The 20,137-nt window shown below is 41.7% G+C and carries 18 protein-coding genes; 12 read left to right on the forward strand and 6 right to left on the reverse strand.

Going from position 1 to position 20,137, the window contains the following annotated elements; genetic code table 11:
• Positions 1-421: 421 nt before the first annotated feature.
• From HWQ58_RS09055 to HWQ58_RS09065, 3 genes are all read left to right on the forward strand, one after another.
• Positions 422-1,753, forward strand: a complete 1,332-nt coding sequence (locus HWQ58_RS09055; protein WP_292860615.1) for a P-loop NTPase fold protein — start codon at positions 422-424, stop codon at positions 1,751-1,753.
• Positions 1,729-6,867, forward strand: coding sequence for a hypothetical protein (locus HWQ58_RS09060; RefSeq protein WP_292860618.1), 5,139 nt, complete (start codon positions 1,729-1,731; stop codon positions 6,865-6,867). The genes HWQ58_RS09055 and HWQ58_RS09060 overlap by 25 nt, the downstream gene beginning before the upstream one ends.
• 63 nt (positions 6,868-6,930) lie before the next feature.
• Positions 6,931-7,209 (forward strand): DUF433 domain-containing protein, encoded by a 279-nt coding sequence (locus tag HWQ58_RS09065; protein ID WP_292860621.1) that lies wholly within the window; start codon positions 6,931-6,933, stop codon positions 7,207-7,209.
• On the opposite strand, the gene HWQ58_RS09070 is transcribed toward HWQ58_RS09065, so the two are convergent.
• Positions 7,179-7,673: a DUF3368 domain-containing protein gene (locus HWQ58_RS09070; RefSeq protein ID WP_292860624.1), complete on the reverse strand. Its 495-nt coding sequence runs from the start codon at positions 7,671-7,673 to the stop codon at positions 7,179-7,181. The two genes, HWQ58_RS09065 and HWQ58_RS09070, sit on opposite strands and share 31 nt — an antisense overlap.
• The gene (locus HWQ58_RS09075; RefSeq protein WP_292860627.1) at positions 7,670-7,918 is read right to left on the reverse strand and encodes a UPF0175 family protein; all 249 of its coding nucleotides are present in this window, start codon (positions 7,916-7,918) and stop codon (positions 7,670-7,672) included. Before HWQ58_RS09075 ends, HWQ58_RS09070 begins: the two co-directional genes overlap by 4 nt.
• A 203-nt stretch (positions 7,919-8,121) precedes the next feature.
• On the opposite strand from HWQ58_RS09075, the gene HWQ58_RS09080 reads away from it, so the two are divergent.
• The gene (locus HWQ58_RS09080) at positions 8,122-8,868 is read left to right on the forward strand and encodes a Uma2 family endonuclease (protein ID WP_292860629.1); all 747 of its coding nucleotides are present in this window, start codon (positions 8,122-8,124) and stop codon (positions 8,866-8,868) included.
• Between the two features lie 168 nt (positions 8,869-9,036).
• Here the strand turns inward: HWQ58_RS09080 and HWQ58_RS09085 are convergent, their stop codons facing one another.
• Positions 9,037-9,270 carry an AbrB/MazE/SpoVT family DNA-binding domain-containing protein gene (locus tag HWQ58_RS09085; RefSeq protein ID WP_292860631.1) on the reverse strand — a complete coding sequence of 78 codons (234 nt, stop codon included), beginning with the start codon at positions 9,268-9,270 and terminating at the stop codon, positions 9,037-9,039.
• A 229-nt stretch (positions 9,271-9,499) separates the two neighbouring features.
• Between HWQ58_RS09085 and HWQ58_RS09090 the strand changes: the two genes are divergently transcribed.
• From HWQ58_RS09090 to HWQ58_RS09115, 6 genes are all read left to right on the forward strand, one after another.
• Entirely contained in the window at positions 9,500-11,545 is a 2,046-nt protein-coding gene (locus tag HWQ58_RS09090; protein ID WP_292860633.1) for a Piwi domain-containing protein, read from the forward strand.
• Between the two features lie 186 nt (positions 11,546-11,731).
• Positions 11,732-12,355, forward strand: a complete 624-nt coding sequence (locus HWQ58_RS09095) for a Uma2 family endonuclease (protein WP_292860635.1) — start codon at positions 11,732-11,734, stop codon at positions 12,353-12,355.
• 476 nt (positions 12,356-12,831) lie between these two features.
• Entirely contained in the window at positions 12,832-13,986 is a 1,155-nt protein-coding gene (locus HWQ58_RS09100) for a KamA family radical SAM protein (RefSeq protein ID WP_292860637.1), read from the forward strand.
• Between the two features lie 112 nt (positions 13,987-14,098).
• Positions 14,099-14,485 carry an SET domain-containing protein gene (locus HWQ58_RS09105; RefSeq protein WP_292860639.1) on the forward strand — a complete coding sequence of 129 codons (387 nt, stop codon included), beginning with the start codon at positions 14,099-14,101 and terminating at the stop codon, positions 14,483-14,485.
• A 90-nt stretch (positions 14,486-14,575) separates the two neighbouring features.
• The gene (locus HWQ58_RS09110) at positions 14,576-15,565 is read left to right on the forward strand and encodes a D-alanine--D-alanine ligase (RefSeq protein ID WP_292860641.1); all 990 of its coding nucleotides are present in this window, start codon (positions 14,576-14,578) and stop codon (positions 15,563-15,565) included.
• A gap of 194 nt (positions 15,566-15,759) precedes the next feature.
• Entirely contained in the window at positions 15,760-15,987 is a 228-nt protein-coding gene (locus tag HWQ58_RS09115; RefSeq protein WP_099102136.1) for a hypothetical protein, read from the forward strand.
• A 208-nt stretch (positions 15,988-16,195) separates the two neighbouring features.
• Here the strand turns inward: HWQ58_RS09115 and HWQ58_RS09120 are convergent, their stop codons facing one another.
• From HWQ58_RS09120 to HWQ58_RS09130, 3 genes are all read right to left on the reverse strand, one after another.
• Positions 16,196-16,714 carry a GNAT family protein gene (locus tag HWQ58_RS09120; RefSeq protein ID WP_292860644.1) on the reverse strand — a complete coding sequence of 173 codons (519 nt, stop codon included), beginning with the start codon at positions 16,712-16,714 and terminating at the stop codon, positions 16,196-16,198.
• Positions 16,715-16,782: 68 nt separating this feature from the next.
• Positions 16,783-17,223: a cyclic nucleotide-binding domain-containing protein gene (locus tag HWQ58_RS09125; protein ID WP_104909222.1), complete on the reverse strand. Its 441-nt coding sequence runs from the start codon at positions 17,221-17,223 to the stop codon at positions 16,783-16,785.
• 625 nt (positions 17,224-17,848) lie between these two features.
• Positions 17,849-18,049, reverse strand: a complete 201-nt coding sequence (locus HWQ58_RS09130; protein ID WP_292860648.1) for a hypothetical protein — start codon at positions 18,047-18,049, stop codon at positions 17,849-17,851.
• An 80-nt stretch (positions 18,050-18,129) separates the two neighbouring features.
• Here HWQ58_RS09130 and HWQ58_RS09135 point away from each other — a divergent pair, with 80 nt between their 5' ends.
• On the forward strand, positions 18,130-18,804 hold the full coding sequence (locus HWQ58_RS09135) for a cadmium resistance transporter (RefSeq protein WP_292860651.1): 675 nt from the start codon (positions 18,130-18,132) through the stop codon (positions 18,802-18,804).
• 224 nt (positions 18,805-19,028) lie between these two features.
• A complete protein-coding gene (locus HWQ58_RS09140; protein ID WP_292860656.1) occupies positions 19,029-19,655 on the forward strand; it encodes a pentapeptide repeat-containing protein in 627 nt (208 codons plus the stop codon).
• Positions 19,656-20,137: the final 482 nt, after the last annotated feature.

Here is a 20,137-nt window from a genome sequence, read left to right on the forward strand (position 1 = left end):
CTGAACTCAAGTTTACTCAACCAACGTTTTTGTTAAAAGCCTTATGCTACAAAGATTGTAGATTATAATTTTGTAAAATTGACGAAAGCTCGTTAATAAATCAAGCTGATGATGAGTTCAAGAGAGCTATAAAACTGTACTTAACAGTACCTTTTTTTGTGTTGGATATTTTTAATATTCATAAGAGTACCTTATTTAATATTCGATATATTTCCTATTTGTACTTATAGTAGTATTTCTGCTTACTTTAACTAAAACATCACCATTAATATGTGCTATATCGAACATAGATATAAACAATCATCCTGAATGCTGCTAGTTTAGTTAGTAGTTTGATTAAAATAAGGCATAAATTACCTAAAATCAATATATTTATCTAGTAAATTTTTGCATCCCCATTCCTGAGTGAACTTGATTAGTTATGCTCCTAGATTTAGAAAGATTTTATCAGGCTTGCAATCCCAGCAGACCTCTAATTATAGGAAACCCTAGCGATCGCAGGTACTATATCGATTTTGCTGCGGTGCGGGGTGGCAAAATTATCGAAGCTTTGCAGCGCACGATCGCTAGAATATCGCCAGATATCCCAACTTGTCAACTATTTACAGGACATCTCGGTTGTGGAAAATCAACAGAGTTGTTGCGCCTGAAAGCTGAGTTAGAAGTGGAGCAATTTCATGTAGTTTACTTTGAGTCTACCCATGTCTTAGAAATGGCAGATGTGGATGTGACTGATATTTTGTTAGCGATCGCTGGACAGGTGAGTGAAAGCCTAGAAGCGATGAAAATTAGGCTCAAACCTACCTACTTTACCAAGTTGTTTGGTGAAGTTGTAGATTTTCTGCAAACGCCAATTGACCTTGGCTTAGAAGCAGAGTTATCTGTAGGGATTGCCAAAATTACCGCGAAAACTAAAGAAAGTCCGCAATTAAGGCGGCGGTTAAGAGATTATCTCGAACCGCGAACCGCAAATATTTTACAGTCAATTAATCAAGAATTACTAGAACGTGCCACCAAGGAACTGAAAGCCAGGGGTAAAAAAGGACTGGTGGTGATTGTTGATAACTTGGATCGAGTTGCAATTCGACCTTTACCATCGGGGCGATCGCTGCCAGAATATTTATTTATTCAGCGGGGCGAACAGTTACGCAAACTGAATTGTCATGTAGTCTACACTATTCCTCTAGCCTTGACTTTCTCCAACGATAGCGCCGAACTTCAGCATCGTTTGGGGGGAGGAGTTGCACCAAAAGTTTTACCGATGATACCTGTGCGTTTGCGCTCTGGCGAGATTTTTTTGCAAGGGCTAGCAATGATGCGGCAAATGGTGCTAGCTAGAGCTTTTCCAGACATTTTACCTAGCGATCGGTTAGGCTTAATTACAGAGGTGTTTGATAATCTGGAAACCTTAGATCGATTGTGCCTAATGAGTGGCGGTCATGTACGCGACTTACTAGGTTTACTGTTTGACTGTCTGCGAGAACAAGATCCACCCTTTGACCGGGAATGTGTTGAATTGGTAATTAGAAGACAGCGGGATTACCGAGCTAACGCTATCGACCCCCATGAGTGGGAACTAATCTTTCAGGTAGTGCAACAGCAGCGAGTTAGAGGTGATATAGAATACCACACCCTTTTGCGAAGTCTATTTGTATTTGAATACCGCGATCATCAGGGAGCTTGGTTTGCCGTCAACCCAGTTTTAGCGGAGACAGAAAAATTTAAATCATGGTTGAACGACACGCACAAGTAGATATTAGAGCAGCTAACGAGCGGGCTTTAAGGAGTTTGGGGAGAGCAATTACCCTTTCTAACGGTCAATTTTCCCTGGTTTTGGTGTGCTGCAATTATCGAGTTTTGCAAGAGCAAATGCTGCAACGACTCGAAGAACTCTCAGGAGTACACCACATTCAAAAGGTAATTCTGCCGCATAATGCTAGAAGTCTTTACACAAGTATTCATTTACAACTCCTAACCGAAGCTAATCCGCCATCGGCGTTGATGATTTTGGGTTTAGAGTCAGTTGATGGACTCGACGATTTACTGAGGTCTATCAATCATATTCGGGATGAATTTCGCAAACGCCACCCATTTCCGATGATTTTGTGGGTGAATGAGGAAATATTGCAAAAGATAGTCCGTTTAGCACCAGATTTTGCTAGTTGGGCGGCGACACCGATTCGGTTTGAAATGACAACTCAATCACTGCTGCAATTTCTGCAACAGGAAACTGACTCTTTATTTGCTACGGTGTTAGCAAACGATGCTGCACAACACCAACCTCCTCAAGTTGCCAAGCATTATTCCACTGTCGAGCAAGTCTGGGAGCATAGTTATGAACTCCACTTTGCGATTAAAGAGTTGCACAATCGTGGTATTACCTTAGAGCCAGAACTATACGCTAGTTTAGAATTTGTTTTTGGTCTAGATAATTATATTAGCGATCGCATCAATACAGGTTTAAGCCATTTTCAGCAAAGCTTGCAGGTTTGGCAAAAGTTGGCAGAGACAGAGGAAGCAGGGGAGCAGGGGAGCAGGGGAGCAGGGGGAGATGAGGGGGTATTTTCTTCGTCTACGCCTCCTAATCGCCCATCTACCTTACTGCTGCGACAGGGAATTTTGCTGTTTTATATTGGGTTGTGTTATTGCCGTTTTGCAGAACAAAATCAAATAGAAAACCGCCGCCATTGGTACACTGCTAAATCTTATTTTCAGCAGTGCTTGAATATTTTGCAGGTGGCTGGGCGTTTAGATATAGTTGCTGGATTTATTAATCAACTCGCTGAGGTTTTGCAATATCTGCAAGAGTGGGAAGAATTGCAAACAGTTGCTCAAAAGTCTCTAGAGTTACATCAAACTTATGGTACTCAAATCCAACTAGCTTGTGACTACGGTTTTCTGGCGCAAGTAGCTGTACAGCAGTCGCGGTGGGTACAGGCGAGTATCTTAGCACACGTATCACTGCTGAAATTAGGTGAGGCGCAAAAGCAGAATGACCCTTATAACTGCTTATTTCCATTATTATTGGCGCAAATTTACTATTTAGTGTTGGCGAAAGCACAGCGAAATTTAGGTGAGCTAGTAATCGCTCATGAATACTTAGATAAGGCAACAAAAGAACTGCCAGCAGCCTTAGAAAGCAGTGCCCATCAATACGATGCCCATCGTTATATTCGCTTATTGCGGCGACTGCGATCGCTCTACTTTGAAGAAGGGCGATATTTAGAAGCCTATTACATTCGCCAAAAACGGCGTTCTGTTGAGCAGCAGTATGGTTTTCGGGCTTTTATTGGTGCAGGGCGGTTGCAACCTCAAAGACAGGCGACAAATCCAGCATTAATGTCACCTTCTGGAAGTAGTAGCGTTGCTCTAGAAATTGCGGCTTCTGGTCGAGAGCGTGATATTAATAACTTAATTGGCAGAATTAGCCGCGCCGATCAAAAATTGACAGTGATTCACGGTCAATCAGGGGTGGGTAAGAGTTCTACCGTCACGGCGGGTTTAGTTCCAGCGCTGCAAAATCGAGCCATTGGCGATCAAATAGCCGTGCCTGTGGTACTGCAAGTTTATACCGATTGGGCACGGGAATTAGGGAAATCTTTAAGTGAGGCGATGTCTAGTGATGCATCCCTGGCGATTTACGCTGATATTAAGCCAGAAGCAGCCATTGAATCGGAGGCTTTACCTTACTCTGGTACACCGTTCACCATTGGTAGAATTTTACAACAACTCCAAGAAAATGCCGATCGCCATTTGATCACAGTTTTAATTTTTGACCAATTTGAAGAATTTTTCTTTGGTTATAGCGATCGCAATCAAAAACAAGAGTTTGATAAATTTATTAGCGACTGCCTCAATATACCCTTTGTTAAAGTCATCCTTTCCTTGCGAGAAGATTATTTACATCGTTTATTAGACTTTAAACATCTCTCGGCACTGGAAGCGATTAATAATAATATTCTCGATAAGCATATTCGCTACCAGTTAAATAACTTTTCGCCGGAATATGCTAAAGCAATTATCCGAAAATTGACGGAGCGATCGCAGTTTAATTTAGAACCTGCTTTAATTGATGCCTTAATCGAAGATTTATCAACAGAATTTGGAGAAGTCCGCCCGATTGAATTACAAGTTGTGGGAGCGCAAATTCAAGATGAACGAATCACTACACTAGAAGAATATCAGCCATATAGACCCAACAAACTCATCGAACGATATATTAAGGAACTGATTAAAGACTGCGGCACAGAAAATGAACGAGCCGCTTTACTCGTCTTATATTTATTAACAGATGAAAGCAACAACCGACCTTTTAAAACTCGTGCTGAGTTAGCGGCGCAGCTAGCAGAGTTAGAAGATGCTGACAAATTAGATTTAGTATTAGAAATTTTAGTGCGCTCTGGTTTAGTAGTTCTCTTTCCTGATGTACCAGAACGCTATCAACTGATTCACGATTATTTAGTAAACTTGATTCGCTACCTACAACAACAAGAATCGAGCTTACAGGTACAACTAAATCAGTTGCGCTACAAAGTAGAACAAAGTAAAGCTGAGATTGAGCGACTGAAGAGTGAACTTAGTCAAAATAAGCAGCGTTCTAAATTGGTAGCTCCTCATCCCCAACAGGGATTAGATTTATTAACAGAATTGCGAGAATTACACAAGCGGGAAGAATTAAGTCAGTTAGAAATTGAGCAATTACGAGCTGAACTTAAAGAAAAAGAGTTAACAGCTAAACTTGCAGAAAGTCAAAAGAAACAAAGACTTAGTGAAGCTCAATTAAATCGTTCGTTAAAAATTGCTCTAACCGCTTCCGTTCTCGCCATCTTGGGATTAAGTGTTTCCATAGTAACAGCAGTAGATAGTGAAATTAAAACCCTCAGTGCATCCAGTGAAGCCCTCTTTGCCTCGCAAAAAGGTATTGATGCTTTAAAAGAAGCTTTAAAAGCAGGGAGAAAATTACAACAAACAGTCTGGGTAGATTCCAATACAAGAGAGCAAGTACAGACGGCGCTTTATCAAGCAGTTTCCGGGGTAAGAGAATATAATCGCTTGGACGGGCATATATCTGGGGTAAATAGTGCTACATTCAGCCCCGACCGCTCTTTAATTGCCTCAGCTAGTGCGGATACTACAATCAAACTCTGGCATCTCGATGGTAGCTTAGTCAAAACCTTGTCGGGGCATGAAGATGTGGTTAATAGCGTCAGTTTCAGCCCAGATAGTCAAATCATTGCTTCCGCCAGTCAAGACAAGACGATAAAACTGTGGAGTCGAGAAGGTCAACTGCTTGCTACCTTATTAGGGCATCAGGGTGTAGTGAATAGTGTTAGTTTCAGCCCAGATGGCCAGATTATTGCTTCGGCGAGTACAGACAAAACAGTGAAACTGTGGAGTCGGGATGGTAAGCTGCTCAAAACTTTGCAGGGACATAATGGTGCAGTCTTGAGTGTCGCTTGGTCAATCGATGGTCAAACCTTAGCTTCCGGGAGTGCTGACAAGACGGTGAAACTGTGGAGTCGGGATGGTAAGCCGCTCAATACCTTACAGGGACATGAGGATGCAGTGAAAAGTGTAGCTTGGTCGCCCGATGGGAAAGCGATCGCATCTGCTAGTTTAGACCAGACAATCAAGCTGTGGAATCTGGAGAGAAAGCTACTGCGAACCTTATCAGGTCATAGTGCTGGAGTTACCAGCGTCAGTTTTAGCCGTGATGGTAACACGATCGCTTCCGCAAGTACTGATGAGACAATCAAACTCTGGAGTTCTGAAGGTGTGTTGCTGGGAACCCTGAAGGGACATAATAATTGGGTTAACAGTGTCAGCTTCAGCCCAGATGGTCGCACCCTTGCTTCCGCTAGTCGGGACAAAACTATTAAACTTTGGCATTGGGATGATGTGTTACTGCGAAAGCCGAAAGCCGATAATGATGACTGGATAACTAGCATCAGTTTTAGCCCAGGCGATCGCACCTTGGCAGCAGCAAGCCGAGACAAAACTGTAAAACTTTTTAGTCGAGACGGTAAACTACTCCGTATATTGACGGGGCATCAGGGTCAAGTTTGGGGTGTGGCTTGGTCGCCCGATGGTCAAGTGATTGCCTCGGCTAGTAAAGATAAAACAGTAAAACTTTGGAGTCGTGACGGTAAACTACTTAACACCTTACAGGGTCATAATGATACCGTTTTGAGTGTAGCTTGGTCGCCTGATGGTCAAGTAATTGCCTCCGCTAGTAAAGATAAAACAGTAAAACTTTGGAGTCGCAACGGTAAACTACTTAACACTTTGCAGGGACATCAAGAAGCGGTGAATTGGGTAAGCTTTAGCCCAGATGGCAAGTTGCTAGCCTCAGCCAGTGATGACAAAACCGTGAAAATCTGGAGTGTAGAGGGTAAATTACTATACACATTAACTGGTCATAGCCGCCGGGTAAATGGGGTTGCTTGGTCACCTGATAGTCAAAGCATTGCCTCAGTTAGCATTGATAGCACAGTGAAGATTTGGAATCGAGACGGTAATTTGCTAGATAATCTCACGGGCGATGGCGATAGTTTTATCAGTGTCAGTTTTAGCCCCGATGGCAAAACTCTGGCAGCTAGCAGTGATGACAAAGTGAGGATTTGGAACCGAACAGGGACATTGCTGATTGCTTTGAAAGGTGATAAGGATGAGTTAACCAGCGTCAGTTTCAGCTATGATGGCAAGACTCTGGCTGCGGGTAGTGGTAATGGGACAGTAATTTTTCGAGATTTAGCAGATATCCAACTGGATAAATTACTAGCACAGGGTTGCGATTTGCTACATGATTATTTGCAGACTAATCAGAAAGTAATGAAAAGCGATCGCACCTTGTGTTCTGGTAGGTGATGGAGAAGAATGTTGAAAGGCATTATATATTAAATTAATCATCTATCCAAATAATTCTAATTCATGCAAAAAATTGTATCCGAGCCAAAAATAATGATGGGCAAACCTGTCATTTCAGGAACTCGTATTACAGTTGAATTAATTCTCGAAAAGCTTGCTGCTGGTGAAACACCTCAGCAAATACTAGAAGCGCATCCGCGACTTAGCGATGAAGGAATTAAAGCAGCTTTGGCATTTGCGGCTCAAGCTTTGCGTTATGATGTGGTTTATCCAACGATTGAGAAAGCTTTTGCTCCTATCCCCCTTAGACATCATGTTTCATCCACCATCTCTAAAATCTGATTGTATAGAGTTGAAGATACTCTAAACTCCGATGTTGCAATTAGAGCATCAACTAACGGCTTGATAGCCACAATTAGATTTTGGTGTTTAGCCTCAACCAAAATACCTAGCAACCCAGTAATCCTTAGCCCCAAGCGATTGGCTTCTGCTCTGCCGCGACGCTCATCAATCAACAGTAAATCGGCATTGAGTTCTAGGGCAAGGGCGATCGCTTCAGATTCTCCAGGATCTAGCCTGACTTCGCGCTGAAGCCGTTTAACTGCATTACGATTTACAACTTGTCTGACTTCAAGCCAAGAAGCAGCTTGTACTTCGAGCGTTCCTGCAACGGGAGGATCAATGTCTGCAAGTTCACGATAAACCGCTTCAGGAAGCATAACTTGTTTGTAGAGTTGGGGCAAAAGGTGCAAGTGCTGAATTGCTGCCAAATTTGTGATGACAGATGTATCGCTGATGACAATCAAAGCCGCCCCAACTCCCGTAGGTTCTTCAAGTCAAGTTCAAAGTCTTCAACGTCGTAAGAATAGAGAGGGATATTTCGCTGTTTCAGGAGTTGGCGAAAGTCATTTGGCTGCATCTGTGCTAGTTGGCTGGCATAGCCCAGTGTTAAACGACCTGTTTGGAACAAGTATAGTGCAATTTCTTGGCGAAACTCACTCTTAGTAAGCCCAGATGCTTGCAGGATTTCGTCTGAAATTATGACACTCATAGCAGGATTGTCTCACCAGTCATATTTTTAGAGTAGCTCATTGATCGCCTATCACAAGCTATCCTTGATTAACTGAGAAATATATTGCATTTTTACTAGGCGATGCCTGCGGCGGGCTGCGCCTACGCTAAACTACCCACCGCCAAGCATTTGGTCGGAGCAGTGCTAAGATAAATAAGCCGATTAACTCGCGCCAAAGTTCAATGACTATTGCCAAACTATCCGAACTAGGCATTACTCATCTTCCTGACCATACTGAGTTACCAGAGTCGGATGGAACTTTTGTGAAAAACTTTCAAGAACATCCACAAAGTATACTCCTAACTGACTCCGTTCAAGGTATATTACAGCAAATTCACTCGGATAAGCAGTATTGTATTGGTCAAGATTGTGGCATTTACTGGCGTTTGACCGAACCACCTGAACGCGGTGCCGAAGCACCAGATTGGTTTTACGTCCCGAATGTTGCACCTATGTTAAATGGTCAGTTTCGACGTTCCTATGTGTTGTGGCAAGAATATGTCGCTCCCCTAATTGTACTGGAATTCGCTTCTGGGGATGGTTCAGAAGAAAGAGATAATACTCCAATTACTGGTAAATTCTGGGTATACGAGCAAGCAATCCGCGTACCTTTTTATGGCATTTACGAATTTAGCAAAGCTGCGATTGAGGTTTATCACTTAGTTGATGGTAGGTATCAGCACCTCACTGCTAACGAACGTGGACACTATGAGATTTCCTTGATGGGTGTCGAATTGGGCATTTGGGAAGGACAGTATGGAAACACTACAGCGCCTTGGTTACGTTGGTGGGATGCACAGGGAAATTTATTACTAACTGGTGAGGAAAAATCGCAGTTATTAACACCCCAATTAGAAAAAGAACAGCAAAAAGCCCAGCGTTTAGCAGAACGCTTGAGACAGCTTGGGATAAATCCTGATGAAGTTTAATATCTGATTGGGGATGGATTCAAGAGTATTATAAACAGTACTATAGCTTTATGGATACAACGCCAATGGCGATCGCGCCTTGTGTTCTGGTAGGTGATAACTTATTTGATTATCGAATTTACACTCTTGAGTAATTGTACAGGATAACGTTGCTGTCTACCAAGACGGTCATGGATTGTCGTGGCTACGAGTGAAGGTCATAATTTGGTCAGTGGTGAGGTTTCCAGCAGCGCAACCCCGCATGGTGTCAATCCAGGTTGAGATTTTATCGGTAGGTTGTATTTTCTTGAGGTAGAGGCGATCGCCTTCGATTTCAAACGCTAATTCTACGTCAGGAGAAATGTTAAGCACCTCTCGGATTTCAGGAGGGATGGTAATCTGATCGTCAGGTGTAATCTGCATAGTGTGTTTGTTGTTCAAGTGTTCTTATGTCCTTATATTAATAGAGTTATCCGCAAAACGGAAATGCTCACTATGAATCAGTTTGACGGATTCAAATTAAAGCTCTCCTTAATTTAGCAGGTGGTGCATTACTCTAGGCCGTTAGCAACTGAGCAAATATGGGAACCATAAATTTAAGAATAGACTTTCCAGCGTTTTATTCAGTTGCCTAATTTTCTGAGTATTTTACATGATTAATCTTTATCGCTGCATACGCTATCCCCGACATACATTAGTCAGTTTCCAAGGTACAGCAGAGGATCTTACGGCTTTAAGGAACTTATTACCCTTTCAGATTAAAGAATCAGATTCTGAAAAAATTCCTTTTGGTGAAAGTGGATATTTCATTTATATCAAGGGTGTAAATCGGGAAATATATGAACATGAAATCTTGAAGTATTTTCATCAAGCATTCTGTCCACCATTTATTGAAGTTTTATGTTTTAAAGGTGTTATAGGTAATAGACCGATTCAAGAAAATTGGTCATCTGAAAGATTAAATCGTTTTTTGAGCAAAATTATTCGACAATATTTTGAAACTCAAGGATATCTTATTGAATATGCTAACTTTGGATATAAAGTATATCGCAAAGAGTATCAAAATCTAACTTTTGGGCTACAAGCATTTGAAGGAATTTCTTATCGAATTAAAATTGACAAAAACTTTTCCATTTTGTTACAGATAGATATAGTATATAAATTTCACCTTGACGATCAGCTTATCACTCAGAAAAATTTACTGCGAAATTTTGCTAATCGACCAGATGTAATAGCCAGTGTAAAAAACTTTGTAACTCGTGATACTGATGAACTATTTAAATTGGCTAGAAGATTTATTAAAAAACTTGATGAAATATATGAATTAACCAATATCTGCTCTTTCAGTCCAGAACCTGCAAACGCACATTCACTTGGAATGCAAACTTGGATTTGGCAGCATCATTTTCCCATTGAACTAGAGATAGGGAGTGGGAAGATAGTTCCTTTAGCAAGTCATATCTCCAAAGAAAATTATGGACTATATATGACACCGATAATTCCTATAGCGCTAATGTTATTTTATCCTTCTAAAGAGGTTAGCAGATTGGGGTCTTTATCTAATTGGGTTAACATAATTAATCTGATAAAAAATACCCTGAGAAGTTTGCTAGGTGCAAATGTAGATGTACCAATATTATTAAAAGAATATCCTCTACCAACAAAAGAGAATCAGGAAAATGATATAGTTGCGGAATCGGAAGAGTTTCTTCGCAGATTTGGAAACATTACTCCTCTATCTTTAATAATTTCTCCACCTAAAGTTACTAAAGATACAACTGATAGTGAATTACAGGTATTAAGTTATTTTACTGGTAAATTAGATAAAAGTCTACGAAAGCTTAAAGGATATACAGTAACCTTGAGCTGGGATAGTTTAGCTATCAAAAGTCAACAGCAGTACATTGTAGAAAATGCCCTTATCAAAGGACTTATGGTATTAGGAGCAACTCCTTGGCGAATTTTGAATATTGCTCATAACAATAATGAGAGCATTGATGATATTTGTTTCATAGGAGTTGATGTTAATAGTTACAAAAAACCTGCTCCTATAGTTGGGGGTGTTATACTTGATGCCTATGGAATATTGAAAGGGCAACACATAGTAAAACTTTCATCTCCAAATGGTGACAGCATTGACAGTGATTCTTTCAATTTATTAATACGTAAACTAATTGAACATTTTCATGCTGCTACTGGACGACGACCAAAACATATTATAATTCACCGAGATGGCTTAATTGGAAATGAAACTTCAAAAATAATTAATTGCTTTGAAGAAGATTACATAAATTATGATATTCTTGAGATAAAAAAGAGTGGTTCTCCTCGTATTAGGCAGAAAGGAAATATTGCAGGTACACCGATTAGAGATATTACTGTAGGAAGTGAAGAAAATGCTACTGCTCATTTGGTAAATACTCTTGTTTTTCGGGAATATTTATCAGTTGGAAAATCCATTTTACCAGCACCAGAGTCTATTACAATATGTCGTGTCATAGGTAATACATCAATTAAGATTCTTGCAGCGCAAGTTCATGCTTTGAGTCGTGCATGTTACAGTTCATATCGTCGTACAGAAAAACTTCCTGCTACCATAGTTTATGCAGATGCTCTAGTTAGCCATGCGTCATTAAAAAATGAACAAAAAGATTTTGGACAACCAATTAATTCAAGAAGTCGTTTAAATTGGTTGTGAAATGCGATCGCTCCAGACACCAACCAAAGGTGCGTAGGCGTAGCCCGTCGTAGACATCGCCTTCTCTTACCCTACCTCAAGCTGTTGTTTCAAAACTACGGCAGGAAAACCAGCCAGGACTTATAGACAAAGCTGTACATCTTGGTAGCATTGAGTGAAGTACCCGTCAGCAAGGGAGCGAGGGCGATGTACGCAACCGTCACACAACCACTGACTTTTGAAGAGTTTCTTGCCTGGGACGATGGTTCAGGCAGAGAGTTTGAGCTAGCGGATGGGATTCCCGTACCATTATCAGAACCCAATGCAAATCATGAGGATTTGATCGAGCGACTGTGTGCTTACTTAGAAAATCACTGCCAAGAAAATGACCTGCCTTACGTGTTGCGCCAGTCCAAGCAGGTTCGGCTCAAAACAGCACTAGGCGAAAAGGAAAAAAGCCGGAAAGCAGATATTGTCATATTTGCAAGAGTTGAATGGCAGAGGATGAAAACTAGCTCTAGTTCTGCTGCTGCATATATTCCACCACCCGCAATCATTGAGGTCGTTAGCAACAACTGGAAGGACGACTATCTGACAAAACTTGCTGAATATGAGGACTTGGGCGTTTTCGAGTACATCATTGTGGACTATGCTGCTTTTGGTGGCATTCGGTTCATTGGCTCTCCCAAGCAGCCAACCATTACAATCTACCAACTTGAAGATGCAGAATATTTACCCCCAAAAGTTTTTCGAGGGCAGGATCGAATTGATTTTAGATTGTTTCCGAACATTCCCTTAACGGCTGAACAGATTTTTGCAATGAGTCGCTGATTAGCAACGACGATTTTTAGCTACCACTAATATCATGTCTGCTTAAAGACTTATCATTAAGACGGCAGGGGAGCAGAGGCAGCGTGCGATCGCACCCCAAAAAATCCTTAAATAATTAAATATGCGACATTAGTCTATGTATTAATACGGCATAAGAATATGAAAAACCGACCGGCTCAAGGTAATAAAGACACTCTAAGAGCGATCGCTATTATGACAGCATAAATATATTTTGTATAGGAAGATACTTGTTGTGAACCTGGAAGTAGATTTTTTTATTTTACCTAAAAATCTAAGTAAACATACTAATACACTGTGACAGAAATTTGCTTACCTTTAACAAGGGACTTGAGTAGGGACAATTTATGAATTGCTCCTACTTGTCTGCTTGCTTAATTGAGATGGTAGCTGGATTTGCGCCGCACTCTATTAGGCTGTGATTTGTTTATTATTCTCAGCTTAATTTCGGTCTAATCATGATCAAAAACACTATTCTAGAGCCTCTAGTAACTGATATTCGGTGTGAAGAAATTTGTCAGATTTTGGGAGAGACTTACAACCAGGAACGCTGGAACGATTGGCGCTGGCAAATGCGGCATCGATTGACTAAGCTAGAACACTTTCAGAAGTTATTAAGGCTTAGTGCTACCGAAGAACAGGGACTTTTAATTGCACCAGAAAAGTTTGCTGTAGCTGTAACCCCATACTTTGCATCGCTACTCGATCCAGAAGATCCGCTTTGCCCACTACGGTTACAAGTGATACCACGGCAAGAAGAACTAATAGTTAGTCCAGCAGACATGGTAGATCCATGCGGTGAAGATAACGACACTCCAGTACCAGGACTCGTACACCGCTACCCTGACCGAGTGTTGCTGCTTGCCCTAGACAGTTGCGCCGCTTATTGTCGTTACTGCACCCGCTCTCGTTTGGTGAGCCAAGGTGAGATGTATCCAGTAACGCGGCGGTTGGATGCGATCGCTGCTTACCTGGAGGAACACACCGAGATCCGTGACGTGCTAATTTCCGGTGGCGATCCTCTATTGATGGCTGATGAACCTTTAGACAATTTGCTTGGGCGACTGCGTGCCATTAAGCATATTGAATTTATCCGCATTGGTTCTCGTGTGCCAAGTTTTTTACCGCAGCGAATTACACCGCAATTGGTTGCCTTACTTCGTAAACATCGTGTGTGGCTATCTTTGCACTTTTGTCATCTGCGGGAACTTACCCCAGAAGTGGCACAAGCTTGCGATCGCCTTGCTGATGGCGGCATTCCTCTAGGCAGTCAAACCGTGCTGTTAAAAGGTGTGAATGATTCTGAAAAAGCCCTGAAGAATCTGTTTCACGGTCTTCTCAAGCTGCGTGTGCGACCTTATTATCTTTATCAATGCGACCCAGTTGTTGGCACTGCACATCTGCGAACGAGTGTGCAAACTGGGCTTGATCTAATTTCTAAATTACGTGGTCATACTACTGGCTACGCTGTACCAACCTATGTAATTGATGCCCCTGGTGGTGGTGGCAAAGTCCCAATTCAAGCCGAGACTCTAGTTGCTTATGAGAATGGTACAGCTACAGTGCAAAATTGGGCAGGTAAGACGTACACCTATGTAGATCCAGTAAAGTAGGTTTAACCCTATATATAAGTTGCTTGCCATCATCAAAAAGGGTCAGTTGGAATAAGTTCTGTTGAGTTCTTGGCAAACCGAAAAACTAAGTAATTGCAGGAGATTAGTTGGAATGTTGATTGTTGGTAATACAAACCTAAAAGGTCGAGGTGTCTTCGCACAGAAGCGCTTTTTGAAAGGACAACTCATTGAGAGAGTGTCAGTTGTTGTTATACCCGCAGAACAGGTTAAATTCCTAGATAAAACGATTTTGGGCAACTATTACTACGATTGGGAAGATAAAGCTGCGGCGATCGCTTTAGGTTTCTCTTCCTTGATCAACCATTCCTACCATCCTAATACTTATTATGTGAAAAAATTCGCCGACCGAGAATTGGATCTGATTGCCTATAGAGATATAGAAGTAGGAGAAGAAATTACTGCCAACTACAACGGTTCTCCTGATGATAAATCTCCTATATGGTTTGATGTTGTTGATGAGATATTTTCACTTAATTAACGATTTAGTAATCGGAATTCCTTAATTAAGATATCTGATTTGTACGTTAAAGCTAACAGAGAAAGTTTTCTCACTAGGAATTATCGGGCTATGGGGTTATTTATTGGTCTGTGTTATGACCTGAAAGCAGACTACCTTAAGGCTGGTTTCAGTGCCTCTGAGGTGATGGAGTTCGACGATGAAGAAACTATCATCGCGCTAGAAACTGCACTATTGCAGTTAGGTCATCAGGTTGAACGTGTTGGCAATGGTAAAGAACTTGCTCGGCGCTTGGCAAAAGGCGATCGCTGGGATCTGGTTTTCAATATTGCTGAGGGTTTAAAGGGTCGCTCTCGTGAAGCTCAAGTCCCGGCAATCTGCGAATTATTCGCTCAACCTTACACCTTTTCCGATCCGCTTACCTGCGCCCTGACGTTAGACAAGGCGCTGGCTAAGAGAGTAGTGCGCGATCGCGGTTTGCCGACAGCCCCCTTTGAGGTCGTGAATACTACCGCAGAAGCAGCAGCCGTGTCGCTACCAATGCCACTTTTCCTTAAGCCGATGGCGGAGGGCAGTTCTAAAGGGGTAACTGGGCGTTCTCTTGTCAAAGAACATCAGGAGCTAGTAAATGCTTATCAAGTATTACACGAACTTTTTGGGCAACCAATACTCGTGGAAACCTTTCTTCCTGGTAGAGAAGTAACAGTAGGCATTATTGGCAACGGTAGCAACTCACGGGTAGTAGGTGTGATGGAAGTAATTTTTACAGGGCAAGTGGAAGCTTTCGCCTACACGACTCTCAACAAAGATGAGTATTTGGAACGGGTATCTTATCGTTTACTCATAGATCCTGAACCACTGGCAGCACAAGCAAAGCAACTGGCGCTGGATGCTTACCATACTCTTGGTTGCCGTGACGCCGCCCGCGTGGATCTGCGCTGCGATCCTAACGGTGTGTTGCAGTTTATGGAGCTTAACCCATTGCCAGGATTACATCATGTCCGCTCAGACTTGCCAATGATGGGACGTTTGGGTGGTGTGACATACACAGAAATCATTGCTGAAATAGTCGAGTCTGCATGGCAAAGATATAAATGCTGAACAAGAAGCAGGGGGGCAAACTGACAGGTACAACTAGGTGCAACAAATCTACACATATCAGCTACTTCCCCCGTCCCTCTGCCCTTATTTTATGCAATATGAAGTTGCTCAAACTAAACTACAGAGGGATGTTAGGTGATAGGCTCATCTTATAGTGTGTTAAATACTGTTACCTAACTGTGGAGAATATACTCATGAATTTATTATTTATGCAAACAGCAGCACCAGCTATAGATGCTGCCCCTCATTTTCCTGTTGCTTTTACCTTGGTGTATGTCGTTGGTTTTATTGCCGCTGTCACCATTGGTTCAATAGCTTGGTACAACTCGAAACGCCCCGCAGGTTGGGAAAGCAAAGAACGTCCTGATTTTGTGCCTAAGGTTGATAAAGAAGAAACTCCTGGTCTGGGTGAACCTAAGTAATAAGCAGTGATCAGTGCTGAGTTTAATAATCAAACTTACAGCAGTATTCATTTATTTTGAACCACATCTTGCGTTATCCAAAATCCTTGTATAGACGTGGTAGTCCTACGTCTATACATTCTTTTTCACTCATATTTCTAATGAAAAGTGCTGTAAAAAGTATTAGAAAAATTTTCATTATGGAAACCTACGCTTCAGAAGAAGAACCTCAAAAGGTCAAGCGGTAAATGAGTTCATCAGAAGGTTTGCCTTTAACAAATTCTGCATTGCGATTGATTTTGTGCAAGTGGAACCCAAGCCTCTCGACCACTTTACGGGAGGCAAGATTGTACTCATTCACCGATGCGTGTAGTGTGGATAAGTTAAAGCGTTGTCGGGTTTCGGCAATGGCTAGAGAACTGTAAACGTGGGCGTATCCTCGGTTCTGGAAACCAACGAATGTCATAAAGCCGATTTCCGCATATTGATCGTCGAAAATACCTATCTCGACAACACCAACATATTGGTTTTGGGGAGTTACGGCAACCCATTTCAGCCAGATCATAGTCTCGTTATCTGGTGATTTTTCTAGGGTGGCGGACTGAAATTTTTGCTTAACCTCCATGAGAGTCGGGATTTGCTCCTCAAGGTATTCGTACAGATGTGGGTTGCTTATATGGGAGTACAGAATCTCGGCGTGCTGTTCCGTAACCTTTTTTAGGCGCAAGATTACCGCGTCTGTTGCCATAATTTTTCTGATTCTCTTTTATTAGTTTCGTTAGATTTACTCTCGACTGCTCAAGATTGACTTGATTATTAACTCTGCAAAGAGGTAACATTCATATCGTCATTTAATCTGCGAATCAGACGGGATAACTCACGAATGATATTCACCGCAATTTCGGGAGTTTCTTCGATCGCATCATATAGTTGCTCTTGCGTCAGTTCTAAAAATTCACAAGGTTCCAAAGTGGTTGCAGTAGCAGATCGAGGTTGAGTATCAAATACTGCCATCTCCCCAAAGTATTTTCCCTGTTCCACCTCTGCCAACTGTTTATTCCCAATGTGAACTTTAACTCGACCGGAGACGACAATATAGAGCGATCGCCCTTCTTCTCCCTGTCGAAAAATCGTGTAATTAGCTGGGAATGACAATTCGTTCATCACTGAAGTGAGCCGCACAATAAAATCATCCCGCAATTCCTTAAAAATCGGGACTCGCCGGACAAATAATAAACGGTCAACACTGGTTAGCATAATTACAAGTTAAAAATTCAACATTACTGAATATCTCAAAACTGAAGTCAGAGGGCGATTAGTCATATTACCGATGTTGAATGCTAGCCGTCAAGGATATCCCAGGCTTTACCATCCTCAGTACTGAGTGCTGAGTGCTGAGTGCTGAGTGCTGAGTAAAAAAAAGAGTATTCACCACTTTTGCACTTGGGTTTTTGCCCCGCCCTTTGTGGGCGGTCTTTTAACTCTAAGCCGAGGCACTTTCAACTCAGCACTCTTCATCAACTGACAAGGGTTTTCTTCAATAAAAGCGATGCCTACGGCGGTAAACTACGCATAAAAGTTTCTCAAACAATAGCTCAGTATTCAATACTACTCGCTTTGTGCATTTTGAACTCAGAATTGGGTTTAGGGAAAAGGTTAAAGGTTTTTTCTTTCCCTTTTCCCCTCATATCGTGTCTGGCTAAAGACTTATCATTTAGACCGCAGTTCTTGCTGGGGGCAGAGAGTAGGGAGAAAGAGGCTTTTGGGATTTTTACACAGATGCGGTAATCATAAGTGATTAACCGGGCTTGATATCATGAGTGTCAATGTGTAGAAAGCCCAAAACATATAGTAAAATTGTCAATCACTTTTATTTATCCTTTTAAGAAACAAGAGTATTTGCTCTTATTTGGTTGAAAGCCATAATATTGAGTTCATCAGCTCCCAAGGTACCTTGCTGAGATAAAAAATCACCAATTTGATTGGAGGCGTAGTTTACCGCCGTAGGCATCGCCTCTAAGAACTGGGGAACTGGCTGATGACTAGCAAACCTTAATCGGTTGTCGTTAGGTAAAACAGTCACAAAATCTTCTAACCTGCCCTCACATCGAGAAGCAGAGAAGGACTAAGACAAACAGCATTGAATTATCGTGAGCAACAAATATGACTTGGTTAATTAGTACATTAATTATTGGAATCTCTGTCGCTTTTGCAACCACCTTTGACGACAACTTATATTTGACGGCTTTCTTCGGGAAAGTCAATCGTAACTTTCGTCCTAAGCATATTGTTCTCGGTGAATTTCTGGGATTTACTACCTTAGTATGTGCTAGTCTCCCTGGCTTCTTCGGCGGCCTGATTATTCCCAGCACCTGGATTGGTTTGCTGGGTTTACTTCCTATTGCCATTGGTATCAGTAATTTCATTAGTCGAGAAGAGGAAGAAGAGACAGTGCAAGCGGTGTCACTTGACTTAAACTCTCCTGTAAAATCTGGACGCCAGAAGAAATCACTATTCGCAACCATCCGCGATCCTCAAACTTACCGCGTTTCCGCTGTCACCATTGCTAATGGAGGAAACAACATTGGAATTTATGTACCCTTGTTTGCTAGTAGTAATCTTCCAAGTTTGGGCGTAATTGTTTGTGTTTGCTATTGCACTGTTGGGGCATGGTGCTTACTCTCTTACAACCTGACTCGTAATCCTCTGATGACTCCCGTTTTAACTCGCTACGGTCGAAAAATCTTCCCCTTTGTCTTAATCTACTTGGGACTTTCTATCTTAATTAAAAGTGAAACATATCGACTTTTACCTAGTCTGGCAATGCTTGGGAGTTAGGTATGACGCCGCAATTCCTGATCGGTGCTATGTCCCTGATGTAAGTAAACAAATCAGCGATCATTTCCCATCCAAAAAGATTTTTAATCACTTGAATTTATCAATATGAATAACAATAATATTTGCTCTTATCAATCAAGTTATCTAAAGTGAGAATAAAGCACATTATCGATGGCTCTTATAAAAGCAAGCCCACCAATAGGAATCAGATTATGAAGGAACTAATGAATCAATCAAATTCTAAAAAATTAACTCAGTGGCTCGTAACAGCAGTGTTTCTGGTAGTTGTCGCGGGATTTACTCTGCTTATCCAGCCCAGCGCTAGAGCGCAAACACTAACACGATTCATACCTACAGAATCTGAACTAGCTCCAGTTGAATTGCCAATGGAGCCTGTAACACCACCAGTAATATCTCCAGTTGTATCGCCAATAGTGTCTGTAGCAGAAAACATTAGACATTTATTACAAACCAATGAATGTGTAGGCTGTAACCTGGCTGGGGCAATGCTAAAGGACGTAAACCTGCAAGCAGCTAACTTGGAGGGTGCTAACTTACAAAATGCAGACTTAGAAAGAGCTAACTTGCAGCAAACAAACTTACAAGGGGCTAACTTTCAAGGAGCAGATTTAGGCAAGGTAAACCTTTGGGGAGCAAACCTGGTAGGAGCAAACCTTTTTGATGCAGATTTAGAGAAAGCCAATCTCTTGGGAGCAAATTTGCAAACTGCTAACTTACAAAACGCAGACTTGGAAAAGACAAATCTGACAAATGCAAACATCCAGGGAGCTAACCTGATGGGCGTTGATTTGGAAGATGCAATCAGACCAGAAGGATTTGGTATTCAGTAATTAAACTAAAGTTGTCGGTGCAAATTTCATAAAAAATATCAAAAGCCTGATTCAGCAATGAATACAGGCTTTATTTTAATATTTAAAGGCTCGCTGCGATCGCTTCCTTTGCCACGGTTTTAATGATATAAAGCGTGTTTTATATCATGTCTCTTGTGAGGTAGAAGAACCCCACCCCCAGCCCCTCCCCTTGTAAGGCTACGGTGTACACACAAGTCTGAAATAGCTGATTAACCAAGGTTTTACCCCACCCTAACCCTCACGCCACTTGCTTCAAGTCGGGCTTTGCCCGCCCAACGCAGTGGCTCCCCTTATAAAGGGGAGGGAACTAAATTTCCTGTTTCCCCCCTTTATAAGGCTACGGTGTACACACAAGTCTCTACGTTGTTCTTTGAATCTGGGTTTTATCCCACCCTAACCACTGCTTGAATTCAATAAACGACCACCCGAATTCAATAAACGACCACCCGAATTCAATAAAC

Source organism: Nostoc sp. LPT, from assembly GCF_017115165.1.
Taxonomy (GTDB): Bacteria; Cyanobacteriota; Cyanobacteriia; order Cyanobacteriales; family Nostocaceae; genus Nostoc.

Coding starts and splice junctions, on each gene's coding strand:
- HWQ58_RS09085 (WP_292860631.1), bottom strand. CDS start 9,270: ATGCAGATTACACCTGACGATCAGATTACCATCCCTCCTGAAATCCGA.
- HWQ58_RS09075 (WP_292860627.1), bottom strand. CDS start 7,918: ATGAGTGTCATAATTTCAGACGAAATCCTGCAAGCATCTGGGCTTACT.
- HWQ58_RS09125 (WP_104909222.1), bottom strand. CDS start 17,223: ATGCTAACCAGTGTTGACCGTTTATTATTTGTCCGGCGAGTCCCGATT.
- HWQ58_RS09080 (WP_292860629.1), top strand. CDS start 8,122: ATGACTATTGCCAAACTATCCGAACTAGGCATTACTCATCTTCCTGAC.
- HWQ58_RS09105 (WP_292860639.1), top strand. CDS start 14,099: ATGTTGATTGTTGGTAATACAAACCTAAAAGGTCGAGGTGTCTTCGCA.
- HWQ58_RS09100 (WP_292860637.1), top strand. CDS start 12,832: ATGATCAAAAACACTATTCTAGAGCCTCTAGTAACTGATATTCGGTGT.
- HWQ58_RS09120 (WP_292860644.1), bottom strand. CDS start 16,714: ATGGCAACAGACGCGGTAATCTTGCGCCTAAAAAAGGTTACGGAACAG.
- HWQ58_RS09135 (WP_292860651.1), top strand. CDS start 18,130: ATGACTTGGTTAATTAGTACATTAATTATTGGAATCTCTGTCGCTTTT.
- HWQ58_RS09095 (WP_292860635.1), top strand. CDS start 11,732: ATGTACGCAACCGTCACACAACCACTGACTTTTGAAGAGTTTCTTGCC.
- HWQ58_RS09055 (WP_292860615.1), top strand. CDS start 422: ATGCTCCTAGATTTAGAAAGATTTTATCAGGCTTGCAATCCCAGCAGA.
- HWQ58_RS09065 (WP_292860621.1), top strand. CDS start 6,931: ATGCAAAAAATTGTATCCGAGCCAAAAATAATGATGGGCAAACCTGTC.
- HWQ58_RS09140 (WP_292860656.1), top strand. CDS start 19,029: ATGAATCAATCAAATTCTAAAAAATTAACTCAGTGGCTCGTAACAGCA.
- HWQ58_RS09110 (WP_292860641.1), top strand. CDS start 14,576: ATGGGGTTATTTATTGGTCTGTGTTATGACCTGAAAGCAGACTACCTT.
- HWQ58_RS09090 (WP_292860633.1), top strand. CDS start 9,500: ATGATTAATCTTTATCGCTGCATACGCTATCCCCGACATACATTAGTC.
- HWQ58_RS09060 (WP_292860618.1), top strand. CDS start 1,729: ATGGTTGAACGACACGCACAAGTAGATATTAGAGCAGCTAACGAGCGG.
- HWQ58_RS09115 (WP_099102136.1), top strand. CDS start 15,760: ATGAATTTATTATTTATGCAAACAGCAGCACCAGCTATAGATGCTGCC.